Annotated in this window: 17 protein-coding genes; 9 read left to right on the plus strand and 8 right to left on the minus strand. The window is 68.2% G+C overall.

The annotated features are described in order from the left end of the window. Positions 1-60: 60 nt before the first annotated feature. Complete coding sequence (locus MLE27_RS09215; protein ID WP_243311773.1) at positions 61-984, plus strand: LysR family transcriptional regulator; 924 nt, start codon at positions 61-63, stop codon at positions 982-984. Here MLE27_RS09215 and MLE27_RS09220 read toward each other — a convergent pair. After that, on the minus strand, positions 981-2,474 hold the full coding sequence (locus MLE27_RS09220; RefSeq protein ID WP_243311774.1) for a GGDEF domain-containing protein: 1,494 nt from the start codon (positions 2,472-2,474) through the stop codon (positions 981-983). The two genes, MLE27_RS09215 and MLE27_RS09220, sit on opposite strands and share 4 nt — an antisense overlap. A gap of 155 nt (positions 2,475-2,629) precedes the next feature. On the opposite strand from MLE27_RS09220, the gene MLE27_RS09225 reads away from it, so the two are divergent. The 7 genes from MLE27_RS09225 to MLE27_RS09255 all read left to right on the plus strand — a co-directional run bounded on the left by MLE27_RS09225 (position 2,630) and on the right by MLE27_RS09255 (position 9,777). Next, the gene (locus MLE27_RS09225; RefSeq protein WP_243311775.1) at positions 2,630-3,226 is read left to right on the plus strand and encodes a GAK system XXXCH domain-containing protein; all 597 of its coding nucleotides are present in this window, start codon (positions 2,630-2,632) and stop codon (positions 3,224-3,226) included. Between the two features lie 92 nt (positions 3,227-3,318). Beyond that, positions 3,319-4,494 carry a hypothetical protein gene (locus MLE27_RS09230; RefSeq protein WP_243311776.1) on the plus strand — a complete coding sequence of 392 codons (1,176 nt, stop codon included), beginning with the start codon at positions 3,319-3,321 and terminating at the stop codon, positions 4,492-4,494. Positions 4,495-4,564: 70 nt separating this feature from the next. Next, positions 4,565-4,882, plus strand: coding sequence for an amphi-Trp domain-containing protein (locus MLE27_RS09235; protein ID WP_243311777.1), 318 nt, complete (start codon positions 4,565-4,567; stop codon positions 4,880-4,882). Positions 4,883-4,885: 3 nt separating this feature from the next. Next, positions 4,886-6,541, plus strand: a complete 1,656-nt coding sequence (locus MLE27_RS09240) for a PhoU domain-containing protein (RefSeq protein WP_243311778.1) — start codon at positions 4,886-4,888, stop codon at positions 6,539-6,541. Between the two features lie 20 nt (positions 6,542-6,561). After that, a complete protein-coding gene (locus tag MLE27_RS09245) occupies positions 6,562-7,437 on the plus strand; it encodes a GAK system ATP-grasp enzyme (RefSeq protein WP_243311779.1) in 876 nt (291 codons plus the stop codon). Next, on the plus strand, positions 7,434-8,504 hold the full coding sequence (locus tag MLE27_RS09250; protein WP_243311780.1) for an HprK-related kinase B: 1,071 nt from the start codon (positions 7,434-7,436) through the stop codon (positions 8,502-8,504). The genes MLE27_RS09245 and MLE27_RS09250 overlap by 4 nt, the downstream gene beginning before the upstream one ends. A gap of 76 nt (positions 8,505-8,580) precedes the next feature. Beyond that, on the plus strand, positions 8,581-9,777 hold the full coding sequence (locus MLE27_RS09255; RefSeq protein ID WP_243311781.1) for a GAK system CofD-like protein: 1,197 nt from the start codon (positions 8,581-8,583) through the stop codon (positions 9,775-9,777). Positions 9,778-9,853: 76 nt separating this feature from the next. Here the strand turns inward: MLE27_RS09255 and MLE27_RS09260 are convergent, their stop codons facing one another. The 3 genes from MLE27_RS09260 to MLE27_RS09270 form a co-directional block, all read right to left on the minus strand. Further along, positions 9,854-10,294 carry a hypothetical protein gene (locus MLE27_RS09260; protein ID WP_243311782.1) on the minus strand — a complete coding sequence of 147 codons (441 nt, stop codon included), beginning with the start codon at positions 10,292-10,294 and terminating at the stop codon, positions 9,854-9,856. 3 nt (positions 10,295-10,297) lie between these two features. Next, on the minus strand, positions 10,298-10,522 hold the full coding sequence (locus MLE27_RS09265) for a hypothetical protein (protein WP_243311783.1): 225 nt from the start codon (positions 10,520-10,522) through the stop codon (positions 10,298-10,300). A gap of 122 nt (positions 10,523-10,644) precedes the next feature. Further along, positions 10,645-11,421 (minus strand): hypothetical protein, encoded by a 777-nt coding sequence (locus tag MLE27_RS09270; protein WP_243311784.1) that lies wholly within the window; start codon positions 11,419-11,421, stop codon positions 10,645-10,647. Positions 11,422-11,570: 149 nt separating this feature from the next. Between MLE27_RS09270 and MLE27_RS09275 the strand changes: the two genes are divergently transcribed. After that, positions 11,571-13,907 (plus strand): GGDEF domain-containing protein, encoded by a 2,337-nt coding sequence (locus MLE27_RS09275; protein WP_243311785.1) that lies wholly within the window; start codon positions 11,571-11,573, stop codon positions 13,905-13,907. A 4-nt stretch (positions 13,908-13,911) separates the two neighbouring features. Here the strand turns inward: MLE27_RS09275 and asnB (MLE27_RS09280) are convergent, their stop codons facing one another. From asnB (MLE27_RS09280) to asnB (MLE27_RS09295), 4 genes are all read right to left on the minus strand, one after another. Next, positions 13,912-15,807: an asparagine synthase (glutamine-hydrolyzing) gene (gene asnB / locus MLE27_RS09280; protein WP_243311786.1), complete on the minus strand. Its 1,896-nt coding sequence runs from the start codon at positions 15,805-15,807 to the stop codon at positions 13,912-13,914. A 172-nt stretch (positions 15,808-15,979) separates the two neighbouring features. Continuing rightward, positions 15,980-17,125: a glycosyltransferase family 4 protein gene (locus MLE27_RS09285; RefSeq protein WP_243311787.1), complete on the minus strand. Its 1,146-nt coding sequence runs from the start codon at positions 17,123-17,125 to the stop codon at positions 15,980-15,982. Between the two features lie 303 nt (positions 17,126-17,428). Then, on the minus strand, positions 17,429-18,232 hold the full coding sequence (locus MLE27_RS09290; protein WP_243311788.1) for a class I SAM-dependent methyltransferase: 804 nt from the start codon (positions 18,230-18,232) through the stop codon (positions 17,429-17,431). Next, positions 18,229-20,106, minus strand: a complete 1,878-nt coding sequence (gene asnB, locus MLE27_RS09295) for an asparagine synthase (glutamine-hydrolyzing) (protein ID WP_243311789.1) — start codon at positions 20,104-20,106, stop codon at positions 18,229-18,231. Before asnB (MLE27_RS09295) ends, MLE27_RS09290 begins: the two co-directional genes overlap by 4 nt.

Here is a 20,106-nt window from a genome sequence, read left to right on the forward strand (position 1 = left end):
CCCGGGATAGGCCGTTGGCAAACGAATAGTCTCGAACGCTTGGTTCAAGGAAATCGAACAATGCTGGATCTGCACCTGTTGCGCACATTCCTGGCCGTGGCGGCCGGGCTCTCCTTCCGGCAGGCGGCGGCGCGGCTTCATTACGCCCCCTCCACCGTCACGGCGCAGATCAAGGCCCTGGAGGAGCAGGCGGGCCAGCCCCTGTTCGTGCGCTCGGGCCGGACGGTGCTGCTCACGGAGCACGGGGCGCGTCTGGTGCCCCAGGCCCGCAGGCTCCTGGACGTGGAGCGCGAGGCCCGGGCCGCGCTCACCGGCGGGGAAGGGGAGTCTGGTGAATTGGCGGTGCGCGTCTCGGAGAGCCTGGGCATCCGGCTGATGCCGCGCGTGCTGCCCATGCTGCGCGCCCGCTTCCCGCACGTGCGGGTGTCGCTCTCCACGCGCTCGCTGCACGGCCTGGCGCGCGACGTGCTCCACGGGGTCACGGAGCTGGCCGTGATCCTCTCGGAGCCCTTCGCGGCGGAGGGCGTGGAGGTGGAGGCGCTGCGCAGGGTGCCGCTGGTGGTCATCGCCGCGCCCGGGACCGCCCCCGGCGGGGGCGGGAGGGTCTGCGCCCGTGATCTGGACGGGGTGCCCCTGGTGCTCACGCCCCATGTCTGGAGCGCGCGCGGCCTGCTGGACCGCTCCCTGGCCAGGGCCCACGCCAGCACGCCGGGCGTGGTGGAGTGCGCCAGCGTGGAGATGGTCAAGGGCTGCGTGGCGGCGGGGCTTGGCATCTCCCTGGTGCCGGGATTCACGGTGGAGCGCGAGGCAGCGCGCGGTGAGCTGGAGGTGCTGGGCTGGGCCGGGGAGGAGCTTTCGGTGCCCGTGCTGCTGGTCAAGGCCGGGGGAAGGAGCCTGTCCGGGGCGGCGGCGGCCTTCGAGGCGGCCGTGCGCCGCTGCGTGGGGGACGACCCCGGGCTGGGCGGGATGTCGCCCGGCTTTTAGCCGGCCATGCGGCGGGGTTCGGCCGCGGCGTTGGCGGCGCGCTGGTCCTCGCGGGCCGGGGCCACGCCCACGCGGTCGCGCCCGGCGTTCTTGGCCGCGTAGAGGGCCTGGTCCGCCTGGGAGAGCAGGCTTGCGGTGGTGGCGGGCTGGCCGGGAACGAAGGAGGCCAGCCCGATGGAGACGGTCACGGGGATGGCGCGCCCGGCGTAGCGGGTGGCGGCGTCCGCCACGCGGCGGCGCAGCCTTTCGGCCAGCATCCAGGCGTGCGCCCTGCCGGTGTGCGGCAGGATCAGGGCGAACTCCTCGCCGCCGAAGCGGGCCACGAAGTCGGTCTCGCGCAGACCGGACTCCAGGGCCTGGGCGGCGTTGCGCAGCACGGCGTCGCCCGCCAGGTGGCCGTGGGTGTCGTTGACCTGCTTGAAGTGGTCCAGGTCCGCCATCATGAGCACGAAGCCTTCCTTGTGGCGCATGTGGCGCTTGAGTTCGTGGTCGAGGCGGGTGTCAAAGCTCCGGCGGTTGTGGAGGCCGGTGAGCCCGTCGCGGTCCGCACGGCGCTTGAGGCGCAGGAAGTCCAGCACGTTGCGCAGCCAGGGCGAGAGCTGGAGCACGGCCTGGCGGGCCAGCTCCTGCTCGTTGCGGTCCAGGTCGCGCTCCAGGAGCACGGAGACGCAGCCGAAGGGCTTCTCCCCGCTGTGCAGGGGCACCAGCAGGGCCAGGCCGGGCTCGGTGCGCGCGGCAGGGTCACCCCCGGGAATTTCATGCACGCTGTAGGCGCTGGGGGGCAGGCCGCCCACGCGGGTGGCCAGGTCCTGCAGGTAGTCCAGGCGGGCGGCCTTGGCCGTGGCGGGCGCCTCCGCAGGCAGGAACAGCTCCATCTCCGGGGCGTCGTCCCAGAATACGGCCAGAACCTCGCTGACGGGGAAGAGCTTGGTCAGGCCGTCCCCCAGGGCGGCCAGGATCTCGGGCATCTCCAGGCTGGAGACAGCCCTGGAGAGCAATCCCTGGCGGAAGGCCAGCAGGGAGTTCTCGTGGGCCATCTGGTCGCGCTCGCGCTGGGCGTCGGCCAGGAGCGCGGCCATCTCGTCGAAGAGTTGCGCGGCCTGGCGGGCGTTCTCCAGCGCGGAGACGATGCGCGCCTTGGGCATTGGCGCCTTGAGGCAGGCCACGAAGCCCTGGGCCAGCACCTCCTCGCGCGAGGGCGGGGGCGTGTCCCCGGCCACCAGCACCTTGCGGGCCCCGGCCAGCCATGCGGGCGGGTTCTGGCGCAGGGTGCGCCAGAGGTCCAGGTCCACGAACACGGCCAGGGGCGCGGCGCGGTCGAAGTCGGCCTGGCTGGGCAGGTCGCGGGCCTCGAAGCGCTGCAGCGGTTCGCTCTCGCCGACCGCCAGGCGGATCTTCCGGGCGGGCTGGCCGGATACCCCCAGCAGCCAGACGGGGCGGGTTCGCTTGCCGGTGACGCGCTTGCGAGGAGTGCGTGGTGCGGTGCTCATGCCTTAGGGCAAGCAAGTTTGGTGCCGGAAAATCTTGCCCGGCGGGCCGCTCGGGGGGGGCGGTAACACGTTCGTCATGATGACGGGATAGAGAATAGTTGGACATCGGCGCGCCGGGTGCTAGAAAAGGAGCCTGGAACATCGGGAGGATCACCATGAGCATGACAGGAAAACACAAGATCGAATTCGCGATCCCCGAGAGCGGGCTGGCCGACTGGCTGCGCGCCCTGGCCGCGCAGATAGACGCGGGCGAGCTTGGCTCCGGCGAGGCGCCCGTGAGCCTGGAAGGCTACCGCGGGATGAAGATCTCCGTGAAGCCCGCCTTCGGGGGCGACCTGAGGGCCAAGCTCTCCATCAAGTTCCCCAAGCCCGTGCGGAGCGCGGCCTCCGTGCTGGAGCCGGGCGTTCCGGAGCCGGGGATCGTCGAGGGCGAAGACGAGGACGAGGACGAGGGTGAGGGCGAAATGCCCAGGTACAAGTCCCTCAAGAAGCATATGAAGTCCACCTTCAAGACCATCGGCGCGGCCCTCGCCGCCGGGCAGACGCCCCCGGCGGCCGAGTTCGCCAGCTTCATAGCAGACTCCAAACTGATGGTGGCCTACCCAGGCAAGGGCGATGAGTTCTACCCCGAATACCTGGAGAAGACCCAGGCCCTGGAAGCGGCTTTCGCCGCGGGCGACCTGGAGGGCATGAAGGCCATGCACCAGGAGCTGGCGCGGCTCAAGCGGGAGTGCCACTCCCGCCACGCCTAGGGCCCGCGCGCGAACCGCCACGGCGCATCAACCCTTCCGCCCCGGGGCCGGCCGGTCTTGCCGCGCCCGGGGCGACAGCATAGAGGCTTCGCATGTCCACACCATCCATCGAACTGGTGAAGCCGGGCTCCCCGGCCTGCGCCAGCATTGACCTGGCCGCCATCCCCCGCGAGGTCACCGACTGGGACCTGGAGACCTATCTCGGCCTCACCTGCGCCGGGGTCACGCCCGAGCAGGCCGAATCGATCAGAAACCCCAAATCGCGTTTCCCGCGCCAGGAATACGTGCTCGCCGTGCACTGGCACCCCGAGCAGGTGCCCATGCCCATCATCAGGGAGCGCATCGGGGCCATGTTCCCCTCCAGCCGCGACGAGCTTATCATCCCCACCCAGCACAACCAGCTGCTCACCTGGGGCGACTACGCGGGCGTGGAGGTGGACTGCTTCTCCCACGGGTTCAACCGCAAGGTGCAGCTGCTCATCCACCTGCGCGCCGACAGGCTGGAGCGCGCGGGCGTGCTCGCCAACATGCTGCGCCACACCTTCAAGTACCGCTCGTCGCAGCTCTACGAATACCTCGACGCCATGTGCGAGCCCGAATGGGCCGAGCGCCGCCAGCAGGCCGCCGGGATCGCCGGCTCCGACGAGGACGTGGTGGAGTTCGTCTCCATCTACGCCCGCAGGCTCAAGGAGCTCGTCATCTTGAACGAGTCCCGCACGCCCGAGGACGCCTTCAAGAACAAGCTGGTGCGCAACTATTTCGACTGCCTGCGCCAGATCCACGACCCGCGCCTGGTGAACAAGGCCCAGGTGTACGCCAAGGCCGTGAAGGAGGTCGTGAAGGAGAACTTCTCCCTGGCCTACTTCTACCGCGCCTCCGAGGTGGTGGAGGAGGCCCGCTCCATCGGCGCGGGCATCGTCATCCCCCACCCGGAGCAGTTCTGGCCCATCCTGCTGCGCAACTACGACGTGGACGGCATCGAGGTCTGGAACCCGCAGTCCCAGCAGTACACCGAGTTCCTCATTAACGTGGTCATCGACCAGAACAGGCGCGGCTACCACAAGGACAGGCCCATGCTCATCTTCATGGGCGACGACTGCCACCTGAGCGAGAAGCTCAAGGCACCCGAGGAGCAGGACAAGGACAAGGTCGCCCGCGAGGTGGGCCTGCAGCCCGCCTGGGACGACCTGGGCATCGCCAAGGGGCTCATCATGTCCGGCGTGAGCCGCAAGACCGTCATGGACGAATACCGCGCCCGGCTCGGCTAGCCCGCGCGGGCGCAGCAACCCCTCCGCCGGTGCGCGCCGCCGCACCCGGCCGGATCAGGAGAATATCGTCATGCAGTGCGACGACAACGACAAGGCGGCCAGCCCCGCCACGGAAGGCAAGTTCACCTTCGAATCGGCTCAGGACGTCGAGACCCTGGTGGGCTACCTCAGGGCCATCACCGACGGCTTCGAGGCGGGCTCCATGCGCTTCACCCGCAAGGACCTTGATCTGGTGCTCTCCCCCAAGGGGCTTGTCGGCTTCGCGGTGGAGGCCAAGGGCAAGGAAGGCCGCATGAAGCTCACGCTCAAGTTCCACTGGCGCGAGAACGTGGAGGCCAAGGAACCCGAGGAGGACACCCTCACTATCACTCCCGGGGACGCGAGGTAGGCGATGAAGTTTCTGGACGGCGTGGAGGAGAACTTCCGCTTCATGGTCCTGGAAGTGACCAAGCAGGTGGAGAACGCCCTCAAGGTCCTCGAACACCCGGACCCCGGCCTCGTGGTCAAGATCGAGAGCCGGGACGACTACATAGACAACCTCAAGAGCGTCATCGAGAACAAGTGCTTCTCGCGCATCCACACGGGCTTCGGGGGCGACAAGCGCGCCATCGACCAGGCCCGGGCCGTGAACATCATCACCGCCAACCTGGAGCGCATGGCGGACCACGCCGTGAACATCGTGATGCAGCAGCAGTACCTGCGCGATCCGGCGTTCATCAAACGCTACGACTACCAGGCCTTCTTCGCCGAGATCATGAAGGCCCTGCACCTGGTGATCCGGGCGCTCTACAACCAGGACATCGCCCTGGCCTTCAAGATCTGCCGCGTGGAAGTGACACTGGACACCCTGTTCAAGACCAACTTCGACGCCATCCTGGCGGACCTGCGCAAGGGCGAATCCCCCGAGAACTGCATCACCTGCCACAACATCTTCCGCTATCTGGAGCGCATGGGGGACACCATCCTCAACATCGGCGAGGCCATCATCTTCGCCGCCGTGGGCGAGAAGTTCAAGATCCACCAGTACGAGGCCCTGAAGCAGACCCTGACCCAGCTTGGGCAGGAGGTGCCCATCTCCGACGGCGAGTTCCACTCCATCTGGGGCACGCGCTCGGGCTGCCGCATCGGCAAGGTGGAGGGCACGGGCGGCAGGCAGCGCGGCTCCCGGGCCAGCGGCGTGCTCTTCAAGGAGGGCAACGCGGCCAAGCTGCGCAACGAGGCCCAGAACATCAACCGCTGGAAGTCCATCATGCCGGGGCTGCCGCCCACCATCCAGGCCTTCCAGGAGGACGGCGACTCGGCCTCCATGCTCATGGAGTACCTGGGCGGCTGCACCTACCAGGAGGTCGTGCTCACGGGCGCGCCGGACATCGCCGCCAACGCCACCTTCATCCTGCTGCAGACCGTGCACCAGCTCTGGAGCGACACCATCAGGAAGGAGCCGGTGCGGGGCGGGTACATCAAGCAGTTGCAGAGCCGCCTGGAGGACGTCTACCGCATGCACCCCTCCTTCAAGACCCCGCGCATGGGTCTTGAAGGCCTGGATATCCCCGCATTCGAGGAGCTGCTGGCCAGCGCCGCCGAGCTGGAGCAGGGGCTCGAGGCCCCGTTCTCGGTGTTCATCCACGGCGACTTCAACATCAACAACATCGTCTACAACCACGAGGAGCAGCGCATCCACTACATCGACCTGCACCGCTCCAAGGACCAGGACTACGTGCAGGACGTCTCCGTGTTCCTCATCTCCAACTTCCGCCTGCCCGTGCTGGACCTCCGCCTGCGCGAACGGCTGGACCGCGTGATGCGCGAATTCCTGCACTTCACCCGCGCCTTCGCGGCGGAGTTCTCCGACGACACCTTCGAGGCCCGCCTTGCTTTGGGGCTGGTGCGCTCCTTCGTCACCTCCAGCAGGTTCGAGTTCAACCAGCGCTTCGCCAAGGAGATGTACCACCGGGGCGTGTTCCTGATGCAGAACCTGCTCGCGCACAGCCGCTCCAGCTGCCCCTGGCGCGGCTACCGCCTGCCCGAGGCAGTGCTCATCTACTGATCGGATTTCCGGAGAGAGACATGAAAAAGATTGGCGTTGTGGGCATTACGGACGGCTGGTCCTCCGAAGTTCTGGCGGACGCCTGCCGCAAGCACACGGGCTTCCGCCTGCTCATCGACATGGACAAGGCCGTGCTGGACTTGGAGCGCGGCACGGTGCGCTACAACGGGCAGGACCTGCTGGAGCTGGACGCGCTCATCGTGAAGAAGATCGCGCCCCAGTACTCACCGGACGTGCTCGACCGCCTGGAGATGCTGCGCTTCCTGGAGCTCAAGGGCTTGCCGGTGTTCTCCAAGCCAACCTCCATCATCAGGCTCATCGACCGCCTGAGCTGCACCGTGACCCTGCGCGCGGGCGGCCTGCCCATGCCCGCCACAATCATCACCGAGGACGTGGACGAGGCCCTGGACGCCGTGGAGCGTTTCGGCAAGGCCGTGTTCAAGCCGCTGTACTCCACCAAGGCCCGGGGCATGGAGGTGATTTCCGCCGGGGAATCGGCAAGGGCGCGCATCGAGGCCTTCCAGCAGGCGGGCAACGCGGTCATGTACCTGCAGAAGATGCTGCCCCCCCTGGAGAAGGACCTGGGCGTCACCTTCCTGGGCGGGCAGTACCTGGCCACCTACGCCCGCAAGTCCGGCGGCTCCAGCTGGAACACCACCACCAACGCCGGGGGCAAGTACGTGGCCGTGGAGCCCTCCCCGGAGATCGTTGCGCTGGCGCAAAAGGCCCAGTCGCTGTTCGACATGGCCTTCACCTGCGTGGACATCGCGGAAACGGCCGACGGCCCCATCGTGTTTGAAGTGTCGGCCTTCGGCGGGTTCCGGGGCCTCCTCGACGCCTGCGGCATCGACGCCGCGGACGCTTACGTCAAATTTGTTCTGGAGAGCCTCGCATGAACCTCACGTTGCAAGGGGTCCTGGCCCCCATCCTCGCCGCCAACCCCTGCCCGCACACCCTGGGCCTGCACTTCGGGAGCTACGCCCTGGACGTGCGCTCCAACGAGCCCGCGCTCGTCGCCTGGCTGGCGGACTACTACCGCGACTTCCTGCGCCAGGGCGGCCCGGCCGTGTGCGAGGTGCTGGCCATCGAGGGCAAGCCCCCGAGGCTGCATCTGGACTACCAGCTCAAGGAGCCCGAGCCGGGCAAGACCAAGATCAAGGAGGAGTGGGCGGCCCTCGATGGCGGCCGGGCCGTGCACAAGCGCCTCACTGGCATGGCCTTTCTCTTCGGCGAGGGCCTCAACGTGGCCGTTGGCCCCTGCCTGGAGAACCCCAACCAGGTGGTCAACTTCATCAACAACCGCTTCATCGAGCACAGGCTTAACGAGGGCTGCCTGCTGGGCCACGCGGCGGGCGTGTCGCACGAGGGCCAGGGCCTGAGCCTGGCCGGGTTCTCGGGCATGGGCAAGTCCACCCTGGCCTTGCACATGATGAACCACGGCCTGCACTTCGTCTCCAACGACAGGGTGATGATCGGGCGCAACAACGGCGACCTCATGATGTACGGCGTGGCCAAGATGCCCCGCGTGAACCCCGGCACCGTGCTCAACAACCCGAGCCTGGCCTCGGTGATGCCGGATTCCGACAGGGCCGCCTTCAAGAACCTTCCCCTGGAGGAGCTCTGGAGCCTGGAGCACAAGTACGACGCCTTCATCGATACCTGCTACGGCCCCGGCCGCTTCGACCTGGAGGCCCGCATGAAGGGCCTGGCCATCCTGAACTGGACGCGCGGCGGGGGCGAGCTGAACGTGGCCCGGGTGGACATCGCCCGGCGGCGCGAGCTGCTCCCGGCCTTCATGAAGAGCACGGGGCTCTTCTTCGAAACGACCGGCGACCTCACCGTGCCGGACTTCTCGGAGGAGGCCTACGTGGAGATGCTCTCGGGCTGCACCGTGCTGGAGGTGACCGGCAGCATCGACTTCGAGAAGGCGGCCGCCGAGCTGGCGGCGTTCCTGAAAGGCTGAACACATAGCGGGCGTCCGGCCGCCCGACACCGGCGGAGGCGTTCTGTAAGACCGCCGCGACGCCCGGGGCCAAAGCATGACCAAAGTATCCGTCACTCACACCGTCACCCTGCCGGACCCGGTGCGCATCGCGCGCTACCTCAAGGCCCCGGAGCTTGGGCCCAAGGCGCTCTTCTTCAGCGGGGGCACGGCCCTGCGCGACCTCTCGCGGGAGCTGGTGCGCTACACGCACAACTCCGTGCACCTGATAACGCCCTTCGATTCCGGCGGCTCCTCGGCCAAGCTGCGCAAGAGCTTCCACATGCTGGCCGTGGGCGACCTGCGCAACCGGCTCATGGCCCTGGCGGACCGCACTCTGCACGGCAACCCGCAGATCTACCGCCTCTTCGCCCACCGCCTCCCCAAGGACCAGTGCCAGGACGATCTCGCCGCCATCCTCGACGAAATGATCTCCGGCAAGGCCCCCCTGGTGGCCGACGTGCCGGACCCCATGCGCAAGATCATCCGCACCCACCTGGGCTTCTTCCGCCACGCCATGCGCGACCACAAGTTCGACCTGCGCGGCGCGAGCATCGGCAACCTGATCCTGGCCGGGGGCTTCTTCAACTACAACCGCCAGATCGACCCGGTGATCTACATGTTCGCCATGATGGTCAAGGCGCGCGGCACCGTGCGGCCCATCGTCAACCGGGACCTCACCCTGGCCGCCGAGCTGGCCGACGGCACCGTGCTGGCCGGGCAGCACCTGCTCACCGGCAAGGAGGAGGGGCCCATCAAGAGCCCGGTGAAGCGGGTCTACCTCTGCGCCAGCCAGAAGGACACGACGCCGGTGGAGGTGGAGATCCGCCGCAAGATCAAGGACTCCATCCGCTCCTCCGAGCTGATCTGCTACCCCATGGGCAGCTTCTATTCGAGCCTGGTGGCCAACCTTCTGCCCAGGGGCGTGGGCGACGCCGTGGCCAAGGCCCAATGCCCCAAGGTGTTCGTGCCCAACCCCGCGGGCGACCCGGAACAGCTCGGCCTGGGCCTGGGCGAGAGCGTGCGGCGGCTGGTGGAGTACCTGCGGGCCAGCTGCTCCAAGCCGCGCCCCACGAGCGCGCTGCTCAACTTCGTGATGCTGGACAAGAGGCTTGAGATCTACCAGCACCCGCTGGCGCTCAAGCAACTGGAAGGAATGGGGATAGGGATCATCGAGTGCGACCTCGCCAGCGAGGAGAACGCCCCCCTGTTCGACGAGCGCAAGGTCATCGAGCATTTGCTGTCGTTGGCGTAGGAGAACACCCGGCTTTGCAGCCGTGCTGTAGGTCTACTTTAAGCCCCGTATCTTGGTCGTGACGGACTTCAGCAGGCTATTCGGTCCGTGCCTTTGTGACGTGCCAGGCGAAACAGTCGGCGAGAGACTCCGGGATGCCGGGAGCATTCTCAAGAACCCACCGTTTGATTTCATCCTCTTCGTATATTGTGGCGGCTCCGCTCCAAATGGTGACAAAATCACTTTGGAGCGGGTTGCCTGAATAGAACAAGAAGGGATTGTCGGATATTTGTGTTTCGACGTAGACGATACTCCAATCTCCAAAGTAAAAGTATTGGAGTATCTTGATGGATGGTGCGTTTAGCTGCTTCTTGATTATGGGGGGCAGTTTTGTTTTGAGCTCGTTGTCGATTTCTCTGATTATTCCATCACATGGGGCGGCAAGGGCAGCCGCATCAGGGCACAGTGATGTAAGGCAGAAAGCCAATGTAAATGACACGATTGCATTGGTTAAAATTGTTGTGCTGCGAATACGCATGGTTCACATTTTATTTTGTTGCTTGTTCTCGACCACCCAGCCCAGAATGGCACCAACAAATCCAAAAAGAACGCAGAGAACACCACCACCCACGCCGATCGCCGCGACCCCATAGCCGAGCATAGCGAGCCAACGTTGCTCGAAATGCCATCCTCCAAAATCGATAGCAGCCCCCAGCAAAGCGACTGCAAAACAAATCAGTCCATATTTCAGGTGCTTTGTTAGCATAATGGAGTCATCTATCCCAATTGGGGCACTGGTCGGCGCAAAGACATCGGGGTTGGAGGGTGCCAGCCAAGCAGGCTTCCTGGGTGGATCGCCACGCGCACTCCCGGGCAATCCATGGCCGCTTACTCCGCCTTCAACCACTTCATGGCCCTGCGGGCCTCCTCGTTGCGCAGCTTGCTGATGGCGCTGCTCAGCGCGTCCAGCTGCGTCTCCACGTCGTCCAGGGCGGGTATGTCCGGCAGGTCGGGCAGGCCCAGCGCGTCCAGGTCGATGGCCTGGAAGGCCAGCTCCCTGTCCAGCTTCCTCACGTCCTCCCAGCCCATGCCGCCCACCACGGCTTCCTTCTCCACCTCCGCCGGGTCCATGGACTTGGCGAAGTTCAGCACCGTGCTGGGCGATTGCCCGGTGTTCACCCCCTCCACCTCGGCGTTGATGGTCGCGGCCAGGGCCTTGAGGCTGTCCAGGTTGGGCAGCAGGATTTTGCGCGCCGGGTTGTGCGGGTCCGAGCCGTAGGCGCCGTGCAGGTAGTCCTGCGTGGCGGCGCGCACGGCCATGTAAACGTAACGCACGCTCTTGGCGTAGCGCCCGGCAAAGGTCAGGCCGAAGGGCGGGGTGAAGCGCCACGGCTCGCCCACGGCTGCGGCCTGGGCGGGCAGGGCGGCGACGTCCACGCCGCACTCCCGGAAGAAGCCGACGGCCAACTCCTCGTCCACCAGCAGGGCGAACAGCGCGGCCCAGTGCCGCAGGGCTCGCAGCCCCATCTCGCGCACGTCGCCAGCCAACGCCTTGAACCCCTCCAGCCGCGCCTCCACCCTGCGGCGGCGCGCGAAGAAGTTCTCCGCCATCTCGCTCATGGTCTCGTTGTAGAAATCTTCCAGGAACGATTTGTTCTTGGGCATGCGTGCCTCTCCCAGTGATCCACACCTACGGGGCGGGGGCGTTCTTGGCAAGGCCCGGCGCAGGGATGTAACAATGCCCGTCACGCGTTCTTCACATTCCTTTCACGTCTCCGCCAAGCTGCGGGTGCATTTGGGTATACCAAGACAGCATGGCAGTGAGCATCATGGACTTCAAGCCGCGTCTGGAACAGCGCTTCTTGCGCACCGGCAAGCCCACCCCTCCCCTGGGGCGGACGCTGACCCTTTTCGACCCCCCGCATCGCGACATCCTGGAAAACATGCTCTCCCTGGGGCAGCCCGTGGGCATCATGCTCTTCGAGATTCAGGACTTCTACATGTTCTCCCGCATCTACGGGCAGGATGTGTCCGACGCCCTGGCCGCGGCAATGGAGGGCGAGCTGGCCTCCCTGGCCAGGGAGCAGGTGCAGGGCCTGCCCCTGGTGCTCCTGGAGCGCCTGGAGGGCGACAAGCACCTGCTGGTGCTGGGCGGCGTGGGGCTTCGGCGGGAGGCCCTGACCCACACGGCCTCCATCATGCGCCTGAACCTGCGCGCGCGCCTGAAGCGCGAGGCCCTCAACCTCACCGGGCAGGACCTGGAGCTGGCCGTTGGGGTGGCCCGGCTGCAGAAAGGCTCCGGCCGCCGCGGCCTGGAGCAGGCCATGCACACCGCCCTGGCCGACGCCCACGGCATGATCCGGGGCACGGCCAACCCCACGGCGGGGGGGCTGCTGGGCGAGTTCCGCGCCGTGCTGGAGACCGGCGGGGTCCGCGCCGTGTACCAGCCCGTGGTGGACCTGCGCGGCGGGGGCATCTTCGCCTGGGAGGCCCTGGCCCGCGGGCCCGTGGGCAGCACCTTCGAGAACCCGGCCATGCTCTTCGGCTTCGCCGAGGAGAACAACCTGGTCTTCCCCCTGGAGCGGGCCTGCCGCGCCGCCGCGCTGACAGGCTTCGGCAACCCCGGCTCGGGGCGCAAGCTCTTCCTCAACGTGCACCCGCGCACCCTGGTGGACCCGCAGTTCAACCCCGGCGAAACGGTCCGGCTGCTGGATTCGCTCGGCCTGGAGCCCCACGACGTGGTGCTCGAGATCACCGAGCGCCACTCCACCAAGGATTTCTCGCTCTTCCACCGCACCCTGGACCACTACCGGGGCGAGGGCTACAAGGTGGCCGTGGACGACGTGGGCACGGGCTATTCCGGCCTGTGGTCCATCGCGGAGATCCGCCCGGATTTCATCAAGCTGGACATGTCCCTGGTGCGCGGCATCGACTCCAACCCGGTGAAGCGCGCCCTCATCGAGACCTTCCTGACCTTCTCCGACAAGGTGGGCTGCAAGGTGGTGGCCGAGGGCATCGAGACGCCCACCGAGCTCACCTCCCTGGTGGCCATGGGCGTTCATTACGGCCAGGGCTACTTCCTGGCCCGGCCGGGCGCGCCGCGCCCGGAGCTGAGCCCCGAGGCCGCGCGCCTGATCGTCACGGGCAACCGCCGCTCCATGGCCGAGTTCAAGTGCTCCGCGCCCATCGGCGGCCACGCGGACCAGGCCGTGCAGGTGCAGGCCACGGCCAACGTGGGCGAGGTGAAGCGCTTCCTGGAGCAGCACCCCCAGGTGAGCTCCGTGGCCGTGATATCCGGCAGGCGGCCGGTGGGCCTGGTGACGCGCCACCAGATGGACAGGGTGCTCTCCTCCCAGTACGGGCTGGCCCTCTATACCAACCGGCCCGTGACCCGCATCATGGACAGCCAGCCCCTCATAGTGGACTGGAACACTCCCGTGGAGGTGGTGGCTCAGGCCGCCATGAACCGCGAGGGCTACAAGGTCTACGACCACGTGCTGGTCACGCGGGAGGGCAAGCTCTCCGGGCTGGCCTCCGTGCAGAAGATCCTGGACGCCCTGGCCCAGGTGCAGATGGAGCTGGCCAAGGGGGCCAACCCGCTCTCGGGCCTGCCCGGCAACGTGGCCATCGAGCGGGAGATGGAATCCAGGGTGGGCAGCGGCGAGCCGGTGAGCTTCATCTACGCCGACCTGGACAACTTCAAGGTCTACAACGATTCCTATGGGTTCAAGGCGGGGGACGAGATCATCCTCATGGCCTCGCGCATCATGGCCTGGGCCCTGCGCCGCCACGGCTCCCCCAAGGACTTCCTGGGCCACGTGGGCGGGGACGACTTCGTGCTGGTGACCACCCCGGACAGGGCGGACAGAATATGCAGGGGGATCACCCGCTGCTTCAAGCGGCTGGCCCCCTCCTGCTACGGCGACGAGGACAGGGCGGCGGGCTACATCACGGGCAAGGACCGCTCCGGCAAGGAGGGGCGCTTCGGCTTCGTGAGCGTCTCCTTGGCCATCGTGGACTGCCAGGGCAACTGCACGCTCGATTCCATCTCGCACCGCTCGGCCGAGATGAAGAAATATGCCAAGAGCCGGCCGGGCAACGTCTGGGTGCGCGACAGGCGCGGCCCCTCAGGCCTCATCGCGGCCGTCTGAGCCCTCAGGCAGCATCGAAGCGGCGCAGCCACAGTTCCAGCGCGGCCAGGGCCCACAGCCGCTTGCCGTGATCCGCCCGGCCCCCGGCGTGCTCCTCCAGGATGCGCGCCAGGGCCTCGGGCCGCAGCCAGCGCCGCGCCGCCACACCCCCCAGCAGCAGCTCCCGGCACCAGCCGGAGAGATCCTCCCGCAGCCACTTGCCCACCGGGATGCCGAAGCCCCGCTTGCCCCCGGCCAGCACCTCTGGCGGCAGCAGGTCCGCGAAGGCCCCGCGCAGCAGGTGTTTGCCCGTGCGCCCGCGCAGTTTCATGTTTCCGGGCAGGCGCGCGGCCCAGTCGGCCAGGTCGGCGTCCAGCAGGGGGGAGCGGCCCTCCAGCCCGTGGGCCATGCACATGCGGTCGGCCTTCACCAGCAGGTCGCCGGGCAGGTAGGCGGCCATGTCCACGGCCAGGGTGCGGTCCAGGAAGTTTTCGGCGCGGGCCCGGTCGAAGTATCCGGCCAGCAGGGCCTCGGCGCCGTCCCCGGCCAGGGCCTGCCCGCGCGGCTCGTCCCGCCAGAGCGCCGCGGCCTCCTCGGGCGCGAAGTAGGAGCCCCAGCGCACGATGCTGGCCTTTGGGCTGATCCGGGCCACCTGGGCCAGGCGCTTGAGCCCGGCCACCCAGTCGGCCTCGATGGGCTTGTCGCCGCGCTGGGGCAGGCGGGCCAGCAGGGCGGGCAGCAGGCGCTGCGTGAGCGCGGCGGGCAGCGCCGCGTAGAGGTTGGCCAGCGGGTCCAGCCAGTAGCGCTGGTAGCCCGCGAACAGCTCGTCCCCGCCGTCGCCGTTGAGCGCCACGGTGACGTGCTCGCGGGTCATGCGCGCCAAAAACCAGGAGGGCAGTGCCGAGGGGTCGGCGAAGGGCTCGCCCGCGTGGGCCACCACCTGCTCCAGGGTGTCGGGCACGTGCCCGTACTCCAACTGGAACTCGTGGTGCTCGGTGCCGTAGCGTTCGGCCACGGCCCGGGCCTTGGGCAGCTCGGAGAAGGCCTGCTCCCTGAAGCCGATGGAGAAGGTCTTCACCGGCTCGGCGCACAGCCCGGCCATGATGGCGGTGATGATGCTCGAATCGATCCCGCCGGAGAGGTGCGCTCCCAGCGGCACCTCGGACATCAGCCTGATGCACGTGGCCTCGGTGAGGCGCTCGCGCAGCTCCTCGGCCAGCTCCTCCTCGGTGCCGCCCCACTTGGGCTCGAACTCGGGTTGCCAGTAGCGCGTGAGGCGCAGCCCGGAGGCGTCCCAGGTCAAATGATGCGCCGGGGGCAGCTTGGCCGCGCCCTTGAAGGCGCAGAGCGGGTCCGGCACGTATTGCAGGGTGAGATACAGGTTCAGGGCGTGCAGGTCCGGCTCGCGGGAGACGCCGGGGTGGGCCAGCAGCCCGCCCGGCTCCGAGGCGAACAGGAAGCCGTCCTGCCCGGCGGCGTAGAAGAAAGGCTTCTTGCCCAGCTTGTCCCGCGCGGCGAACAGGGTCTGGCTCCGTTCGTCCCAGATGGCGAAGGCGAACATGCCGCGCAGGCGGCGGGCGCAGTCCGGCCCGTACTCCTCGTAAGCGTGGACGATGGCCTCGGTGTCGGAGCGGGTGGCGAAGGCGTGGCCCTTGGCCTCGAGCTCCCGCCTGAGATCGAGGTGGTTGTAGATCTCGCCGTTGAACACGATCCAGACCGAGCCGTCCTCGTTGCACATGGGCTGGTCGCCCGTGGCCAGGTCGATGATGGCCAGGCGGCAGTGGGCCAGGCCCGCGCGCTCCCGCAGGTGGAAACCGTGGCCGTCCGGCCCACGGTGCCCGATACCGGCGGCCATGCGCGCCAGAACGGCCCTGTCCGGCGACTGGCCTCGGGGAGCGATGATGCCCGCTATGCCGCACATACGGCCGTCTCCATACCCGGACAGGGGTTCCAAGGGGCGCAGCCCTTTGGCCGCCGGAGGCTTCTTCCGGCAAGTATGAACGCCGGAGGAGAAGATGCCTCCGGCGGGCAAAGGGAGTTCCTCCCTTTGCAATCCCATATCGCTTCGCGTTCAGGGCGGTGGAGGCGTCGCATCAGCGATGCCCTCCGGCCAGACGGGCGCACAGTTCCAGATAACGCGAGGCGGCCGAAGCCCAGGAATAATGGCGCTCAACGCGCTCGCGGCCAGCCGCGCCCATGGTTTCGAGCAGGGGGATGTCTGTCAGCAGGGGAGCCAGGGCTGCGGCCAGGGCCGGGGCGTCCTCGGGGGGGACGAGCCGGCCGGTGAGGCCCGGCAGCACCAGCTCCTCGCTGCCCGCGATGGCGCTGGCCACCACCGGAAGGCCAGAGGCCATGGCCTCCAGCACGGCGTTGGGCATGCCCTCGTCCCGCGAAGGGAACACGAAGAGGTCCGCCCCGCGCAGGGCGCGCGCCAGCTCCGGGCGGCGCATCCAGCCGTGGAAGAAGATCTTGTCGCGGATGCCCAGGGAGGATGCCTGCTGCTCCAACTCGGGGCGCATGGGGCCGTCGCCCGCCAGGTGCAGTTCGAAGGGTGCCGCGGCCATGTCGCCCAGGGCAGCGAGAAGGATGTCCAGCCCTTTCTGGTAGACCAGTCTGCCGTGGAAGAACAGTCGCACCGGGCCGGGCGCACGCTCGCCGCTGCGGGGGTGGAAGAGCGCCGTGTCCGCCCCGTTGGGGATCACCGGGTATTCCAGGCCGGGCTCGAAGCGCCGGGCCAGGGCGGCCAGACCGCCGCTGTTGGCAACAACCGCGCCAGCCTTGCGCCACAGGAGGCGGATCAACGGGCCGGTGAGCCTGTGCATGGCGGCCAGGTCGTAGGGCTGGAACCCTGGCACGTCGCCGCCGCGCAGCGAGACCACGTAGGGCGTGCCACCAAACGCCTTGACCAGCCAGGCGGGCGGGCCGCAGGGGATGCCGAAGTAGGCCAGCACGGCATCTGGACGGAAGCGCCGGGCCATGAGCGGGGCGTGGAGGCAGGCGCTGGCCATGAAGGCGGCCATCTCCCAGGGGGCGCATTTCTCCTCGTGGCGGCGGATGGTGGGGATGCGGCGGATCTCGAAGCCGTCCGCGCGCTCGCGGGCCGGAAAGCCCCTGAATGCCGAGGTGAGCACCAGCACCTCTGCGCCCTGGCGGGCCATCTCGCGGGAGATGTTGGCCGTGGCGTTGCCCGCGCCCCCGCCCAGAGGGGGGTATTCGTAATTGATGGCCAGAATGCGCATCGCGTCCGGAGTCCTCAGAAGCCCGTCAAAGCGTTGAATAAAATCAAATTAATACGGGATTCCAAAGGGCGAAGCCCTTTGGCCGCCGGAGGTCTTTCCTGGCCCATCATGGCGCCAGCCCTGGCCTCCCCGCGCCGAACCGTCGGCTGTATTTGAACAACATCCGCCAGTTCGGCGCGCAGAGGCCAAGGCCGGACCCGGCGCGGCTCATCCCGGCAGGGCGCCATGGCGGCAGTTGGACACCTGTCCAGGTCAAGCCGCGTTCGCGCCTGTGTCGCTGTCGCGTTCCTTTGGAACATCACCTCAGACCACGGCCTCGCAGAAGATCGACGCCACGGTGGTGGCCAGCATGTCCGGGTCGCGCCCTGCGAACTCCCTGTCCAGGAAGGGCTCCACGGCCCTGAAGGCGCGTTTGTCCGTCTCGCGCCGCAGCACCTTGGCGGCGAACCCGGCGTCCCCAAGCGCCTGAAGATGGTCGTCCAGGCGGTTGCGGGGCAGGTCCCCGGGGTCCAGGAGGTTCTCCCAGATAGCGCGCGGGAACGTGAGGAACTGGAAGGGATATTTGAAGAAGTGGTCGCGGTAGTCCACCTTGTGCAGCATGAATCCGCCCGGGGCCAGCACGCGCCTGCACTGGCGCATCAGGCCCAGGGGATCGCGCACGTGCTCCAGCACGGAGTTGGAGACGATCACGTCCGCGCTGGCCTCAGGCAGCAGGCTGAAGTCGCGCAGGCGGCGCACGTTCTGCGGCCCGGCCTGGGGGAAATGCACGCGCACACGCTCCAGCAGGGCCGCGTCGCGCCCTGGGTCGAACAGGGCGTAGGGCTCCACCCCGGTCCAGGAGCCGCCGAAGAGGGCGGTCCAGGCGTAGCCGGTGGCGTTGGTGGCCCCGCAGCCCAGCTCCACGGCGCGCAGGCCCTCCAGGGGCTTCCAGGCCTCGGCGGCCAGCTCGGCGTAGCCTTTGACCACGGCCTCGGGGTCGCCCAGGGCGGCATTGACCCGCCAATAGGGCAGGATGCCGCCCAGCTTGTCCAGCGCGGCCCCGGAGAGCAGGAAGCGCCGGATGAGCCGCAGCGGGACGTACTCCATGTTGGACCAGATCATGCTCATGCCGCGCCTCCTGCGGGTTGCGGATTGCGCCCCCGGTGCCTGCCCAGCACCCAGAGGTTCCAGAGCATGAGCCTGTGGTCGGCTTGGCCCCGGCGGTGCTCCTCCAGGCGGGCGGCGGCCCAGGCCCGGTTGACGCCGTTAGGCAGGGCAGCGAGGTCCGGGGCGAGCCTGCCCTGGTGGAACCACAGGCCCACGGGCGCGCCGAAGCCCTTCTTCTTGCGGTCCAGGATGTCGGCCGGGACCAGGGGCTCCAGGGCCTTGCGCAGGATGTACTTGCCACGCCCGCCCCGGAACTTGAAGCGGTGCGGGATGCGCCGCACAAGCTCCACCAGGTCCGCGTCCAGGTAGGGGGCGCGCACCTCCAGGGAGCAGAGCATGCTGGCGCGGTCCACCTTGGTCAGGATGGCGTCCTGCAGGTAGAAGCGGGCGTAGAACTCCAGGGTCTTGTCCACCAGGTCCTTGGGGCCGGTCTCCTCCCAGGCGGCGATGGCCTCGGAGTAGACCTCCTCCGGGTCGCACGGCCCGGCCAGCAGCTCGGGCAGGTCGCGCGGCTCCACGGGGCCGAGCCACACCGGGTTCCACAGCGGCTTGGGGTAGCCCAGGGCGCTCAGAAAGCGGTTGACCTTGAAGGAGACGTGCATGTTGGAGTGCCCCACGGGCAGCCGCGCGGCCAGCATGCGCAGGGCCATGTGCACGGGCTTGGGGCAGAGCGCCGAGTATGCTTCGGCGGCGGCCAGGGCCTTGAAGGGGTCGTAGCCCGCGAACAGCTCGTCCGCGCCGTCGCCGCCCAGGGCCACGGTGACGTGGGGGCGCGTCTCGCGGCAGAGCAGGTAGGTGGGCAAAAGCGAGCTGTCGCCCATGGGCTCGTCCAGGCGGGCGGCCAGGTCCGGCAGCAGGTCCAGGGCGCGGTCCAGCCCCAGGGTGTCCTGGTTGTGCAGGGTGCCGTAGAGTTTGGCCGCGCGCAGGCTGTGGGCGGACTCGTCGAAGCTGGCCTCCTCGAAGCCGATGGAGAAGGTGCGCAGGCCCTCCACGCGCCGGGCGGCCAGGGCCGTCACCGAGGAGGAGTCCACCCCGCCGGAGAGGAACACGCCCAGGGGCACGTCGCTCATCAGGCGGCGGGCCACGGCCTTGTCCAAGAGCTCCCTGAGTTGCTCGGCCCACTGGGCCTCGGGGTCGCGGGGCAGGGCCTCCATGGGCTCCACGCGGTAGGCCCAGTAGCGCGACACGCGCCCGGAGAAATCGGAGAGGTCGATGGCGAGGTTGTGCCCGCCGGGCAGCTTGACAACACCCTCGTAGAGGCTGTTGGGGGCCGGGATGAAGCCGTGGGCGAAATACTTGCGCAGGGCGAGGGCGCTCACGGTGGCGGGTACGCCGGGGTGGGCGAGCAGGGCCGTGAGTTCGGAGGCGAAGGCGAACAGGCCCGGGCGCAGGTGGTAGTAGAGGGGCTTCTTGCCGAAACGGTCGCGGGAGAGGAAGAGCCTGTCGGCCCCGGCGTCGTGGATGCAGAAGGCCCACATGCCGCTGAGGCGCTCGGGCATGGCCTCGCCCCACTCGCGGTAGCCGTGCAGCAGCACCTCGGTGTCGCAGTGGTGGGTCTGGAAGCGGTGGCCCTTGGCTTCGAGCTCGGCGCGCAGCTCGGCGTGGTTGTAGATCTCGCCGTTGAAGGTGACGGTGAGCCCGCCGTCAACGGTGCTCATGGGCTGCGCGCCCGATGCCACGTCGATGATGGCCAGCCTGCGGTGCCCGAAGCCCACGTTGCGCCGGGCGTGCAGCCAGAAGCCCGCGCCGTCCGGGCCCCGGTGGGCCTGGCGGGCGTTCATGGCCTCCAGCGCGGCCCTGTCGCCCTGGCCCGCGAAGCCGCAGATGCCGCACAT

This window comes from Fundidesulfovibrio agrisoli, from assembly GCF_022808715.1.
GTDB lineage: Bacteria > Desulfobacterota > Desulfovibrionia > Desulfovibrionales > Desulfovibrionaceae > Fundidesulfovibrio > Fundidesulfovibrio agrisoli.

Excerpts from the sequence above, each read along its gene's own strand:
- MLE27_RS09260 (WP_243311782.1), bottom strand. The coding sequence starts at position 10,294 with ATGCGTATTCGCAGCACAACAATTTTAACCAATGCAATCGTGTCATTT.
- MLE27_RS09220 (WP_243311774.1), bottom strand. The coding sequence starts at position 2,474 with ATGAGCACCGCACCACGCACTCCTCGCAAGCGCGTCACCGGCAAGCGA.
- MLE27_RS09250 (WP_243311780.1), top strand. The coding sequence starts at position 7,434 with ATGAACCTCACGTTGCAAGGGGTCCTGGCCCCCATCCTCGCCGCCAAC.
- MLE27_RS09215 (WP_243311773.1), top strand. The coding sequence starts at position 61 with ATGCTGGATCTGCACCTGTTGCGCACATTCCTGGCCGTGGCGGCCGGG.
- MLE27_RS09255 (WP_243311781.1), top strand. The coding sequence starts at position 8,581 with ATGACCAAAGTATCCGTCACTCACACCGTCACCCTGCCGGACCCGGTG.
- asnB (WP_243311786.1), bottom strand. The coding sequence starts at position 15,807 with ATGTGCGGCATAGCGGGCATCATCGCTCCCCGAGGCCAGTCGCCGGAC.
- MLE27_RS09245 (WP_243311779.1), top strand. The coding sequence starts at position 6,562 with ATGAAAAAGATTGGCGTTGTGGGCATTACGGACGGCTGGTCCTCCGAA.
- MLE27_RS09235 (WP_243311777.1), top strand. The coding sequence starts at position 4,565 with ATGCAGTGCGACGACAACGACAAGGCGGCCAGCCCCGCCACGGAAGGC.
- asnB (WP_243311789.1), bottom strand. The coding sequence starts at position 20,106 with ATGTGCGGCATCTGCGGCTTCGCGGGCCAGGGCGACAGGGCCGCGCTG.
- MLE27_RS09265 (WP_243311783.1), bottom strand. The coding sequence starts at position 10,522 with ATGCTAACAAAGCACCTGAAATATGGACTGATTTGTTTTGCAGTCGCT.
- MLE27_RS09275 (WP_243311785.1), top strand. The coding sequence starts at position 11,571 with ATGGCAGTGAGCATCATGGACTTCAAGCCGCGTCTGGAACAGCGCTTC.
- MLE27_RS09285 (WP_243311787.1), bottom strand. The coding sequence starts at position 17,125 with ATGCGCATTCTGGCCATCAATTACGAATACCCCCCTCTGGGCGGGGGC.
- MLE27_RS09225 (WP_243311775.1), top strand. The coding sequence starts at position 2,630 with ATGAGCATGACAGGAAAACACAAGATCGAATTCGCGATCCCCGAGAGC.
- MLE27_RS09270 (WP_243311784.1), bottom strand. The coding sequence starts at position 11,421 with ATGCCCAAGAACAAATCGTTCCTGGAAGATTTCTACAACGAGACCATG.
- MLE27_RS09290 (WP_243311788.1), bottom strand. The coding sequence starts at position 18,232 with ATGAGCATGATCTGGTCCAACATGGAGTACGTCCCGCTGCGGCTCATC.
- MLE27_RS09240 (WP_243311778.1), top strand. The coding sequence starts at position 4,886 with ATGAAGTTTCTGGACGGCGTGGAGGAGAACTTCCGCTTCATGGTCCTG.
- MLE27_RS09230 (WP_243311776.1), top strand. The coding sequence starts at position 3,319 with ATGTCCACACCATCCATCGAACTGGTGAAGCCGGGCTCCCCGGCCTGC.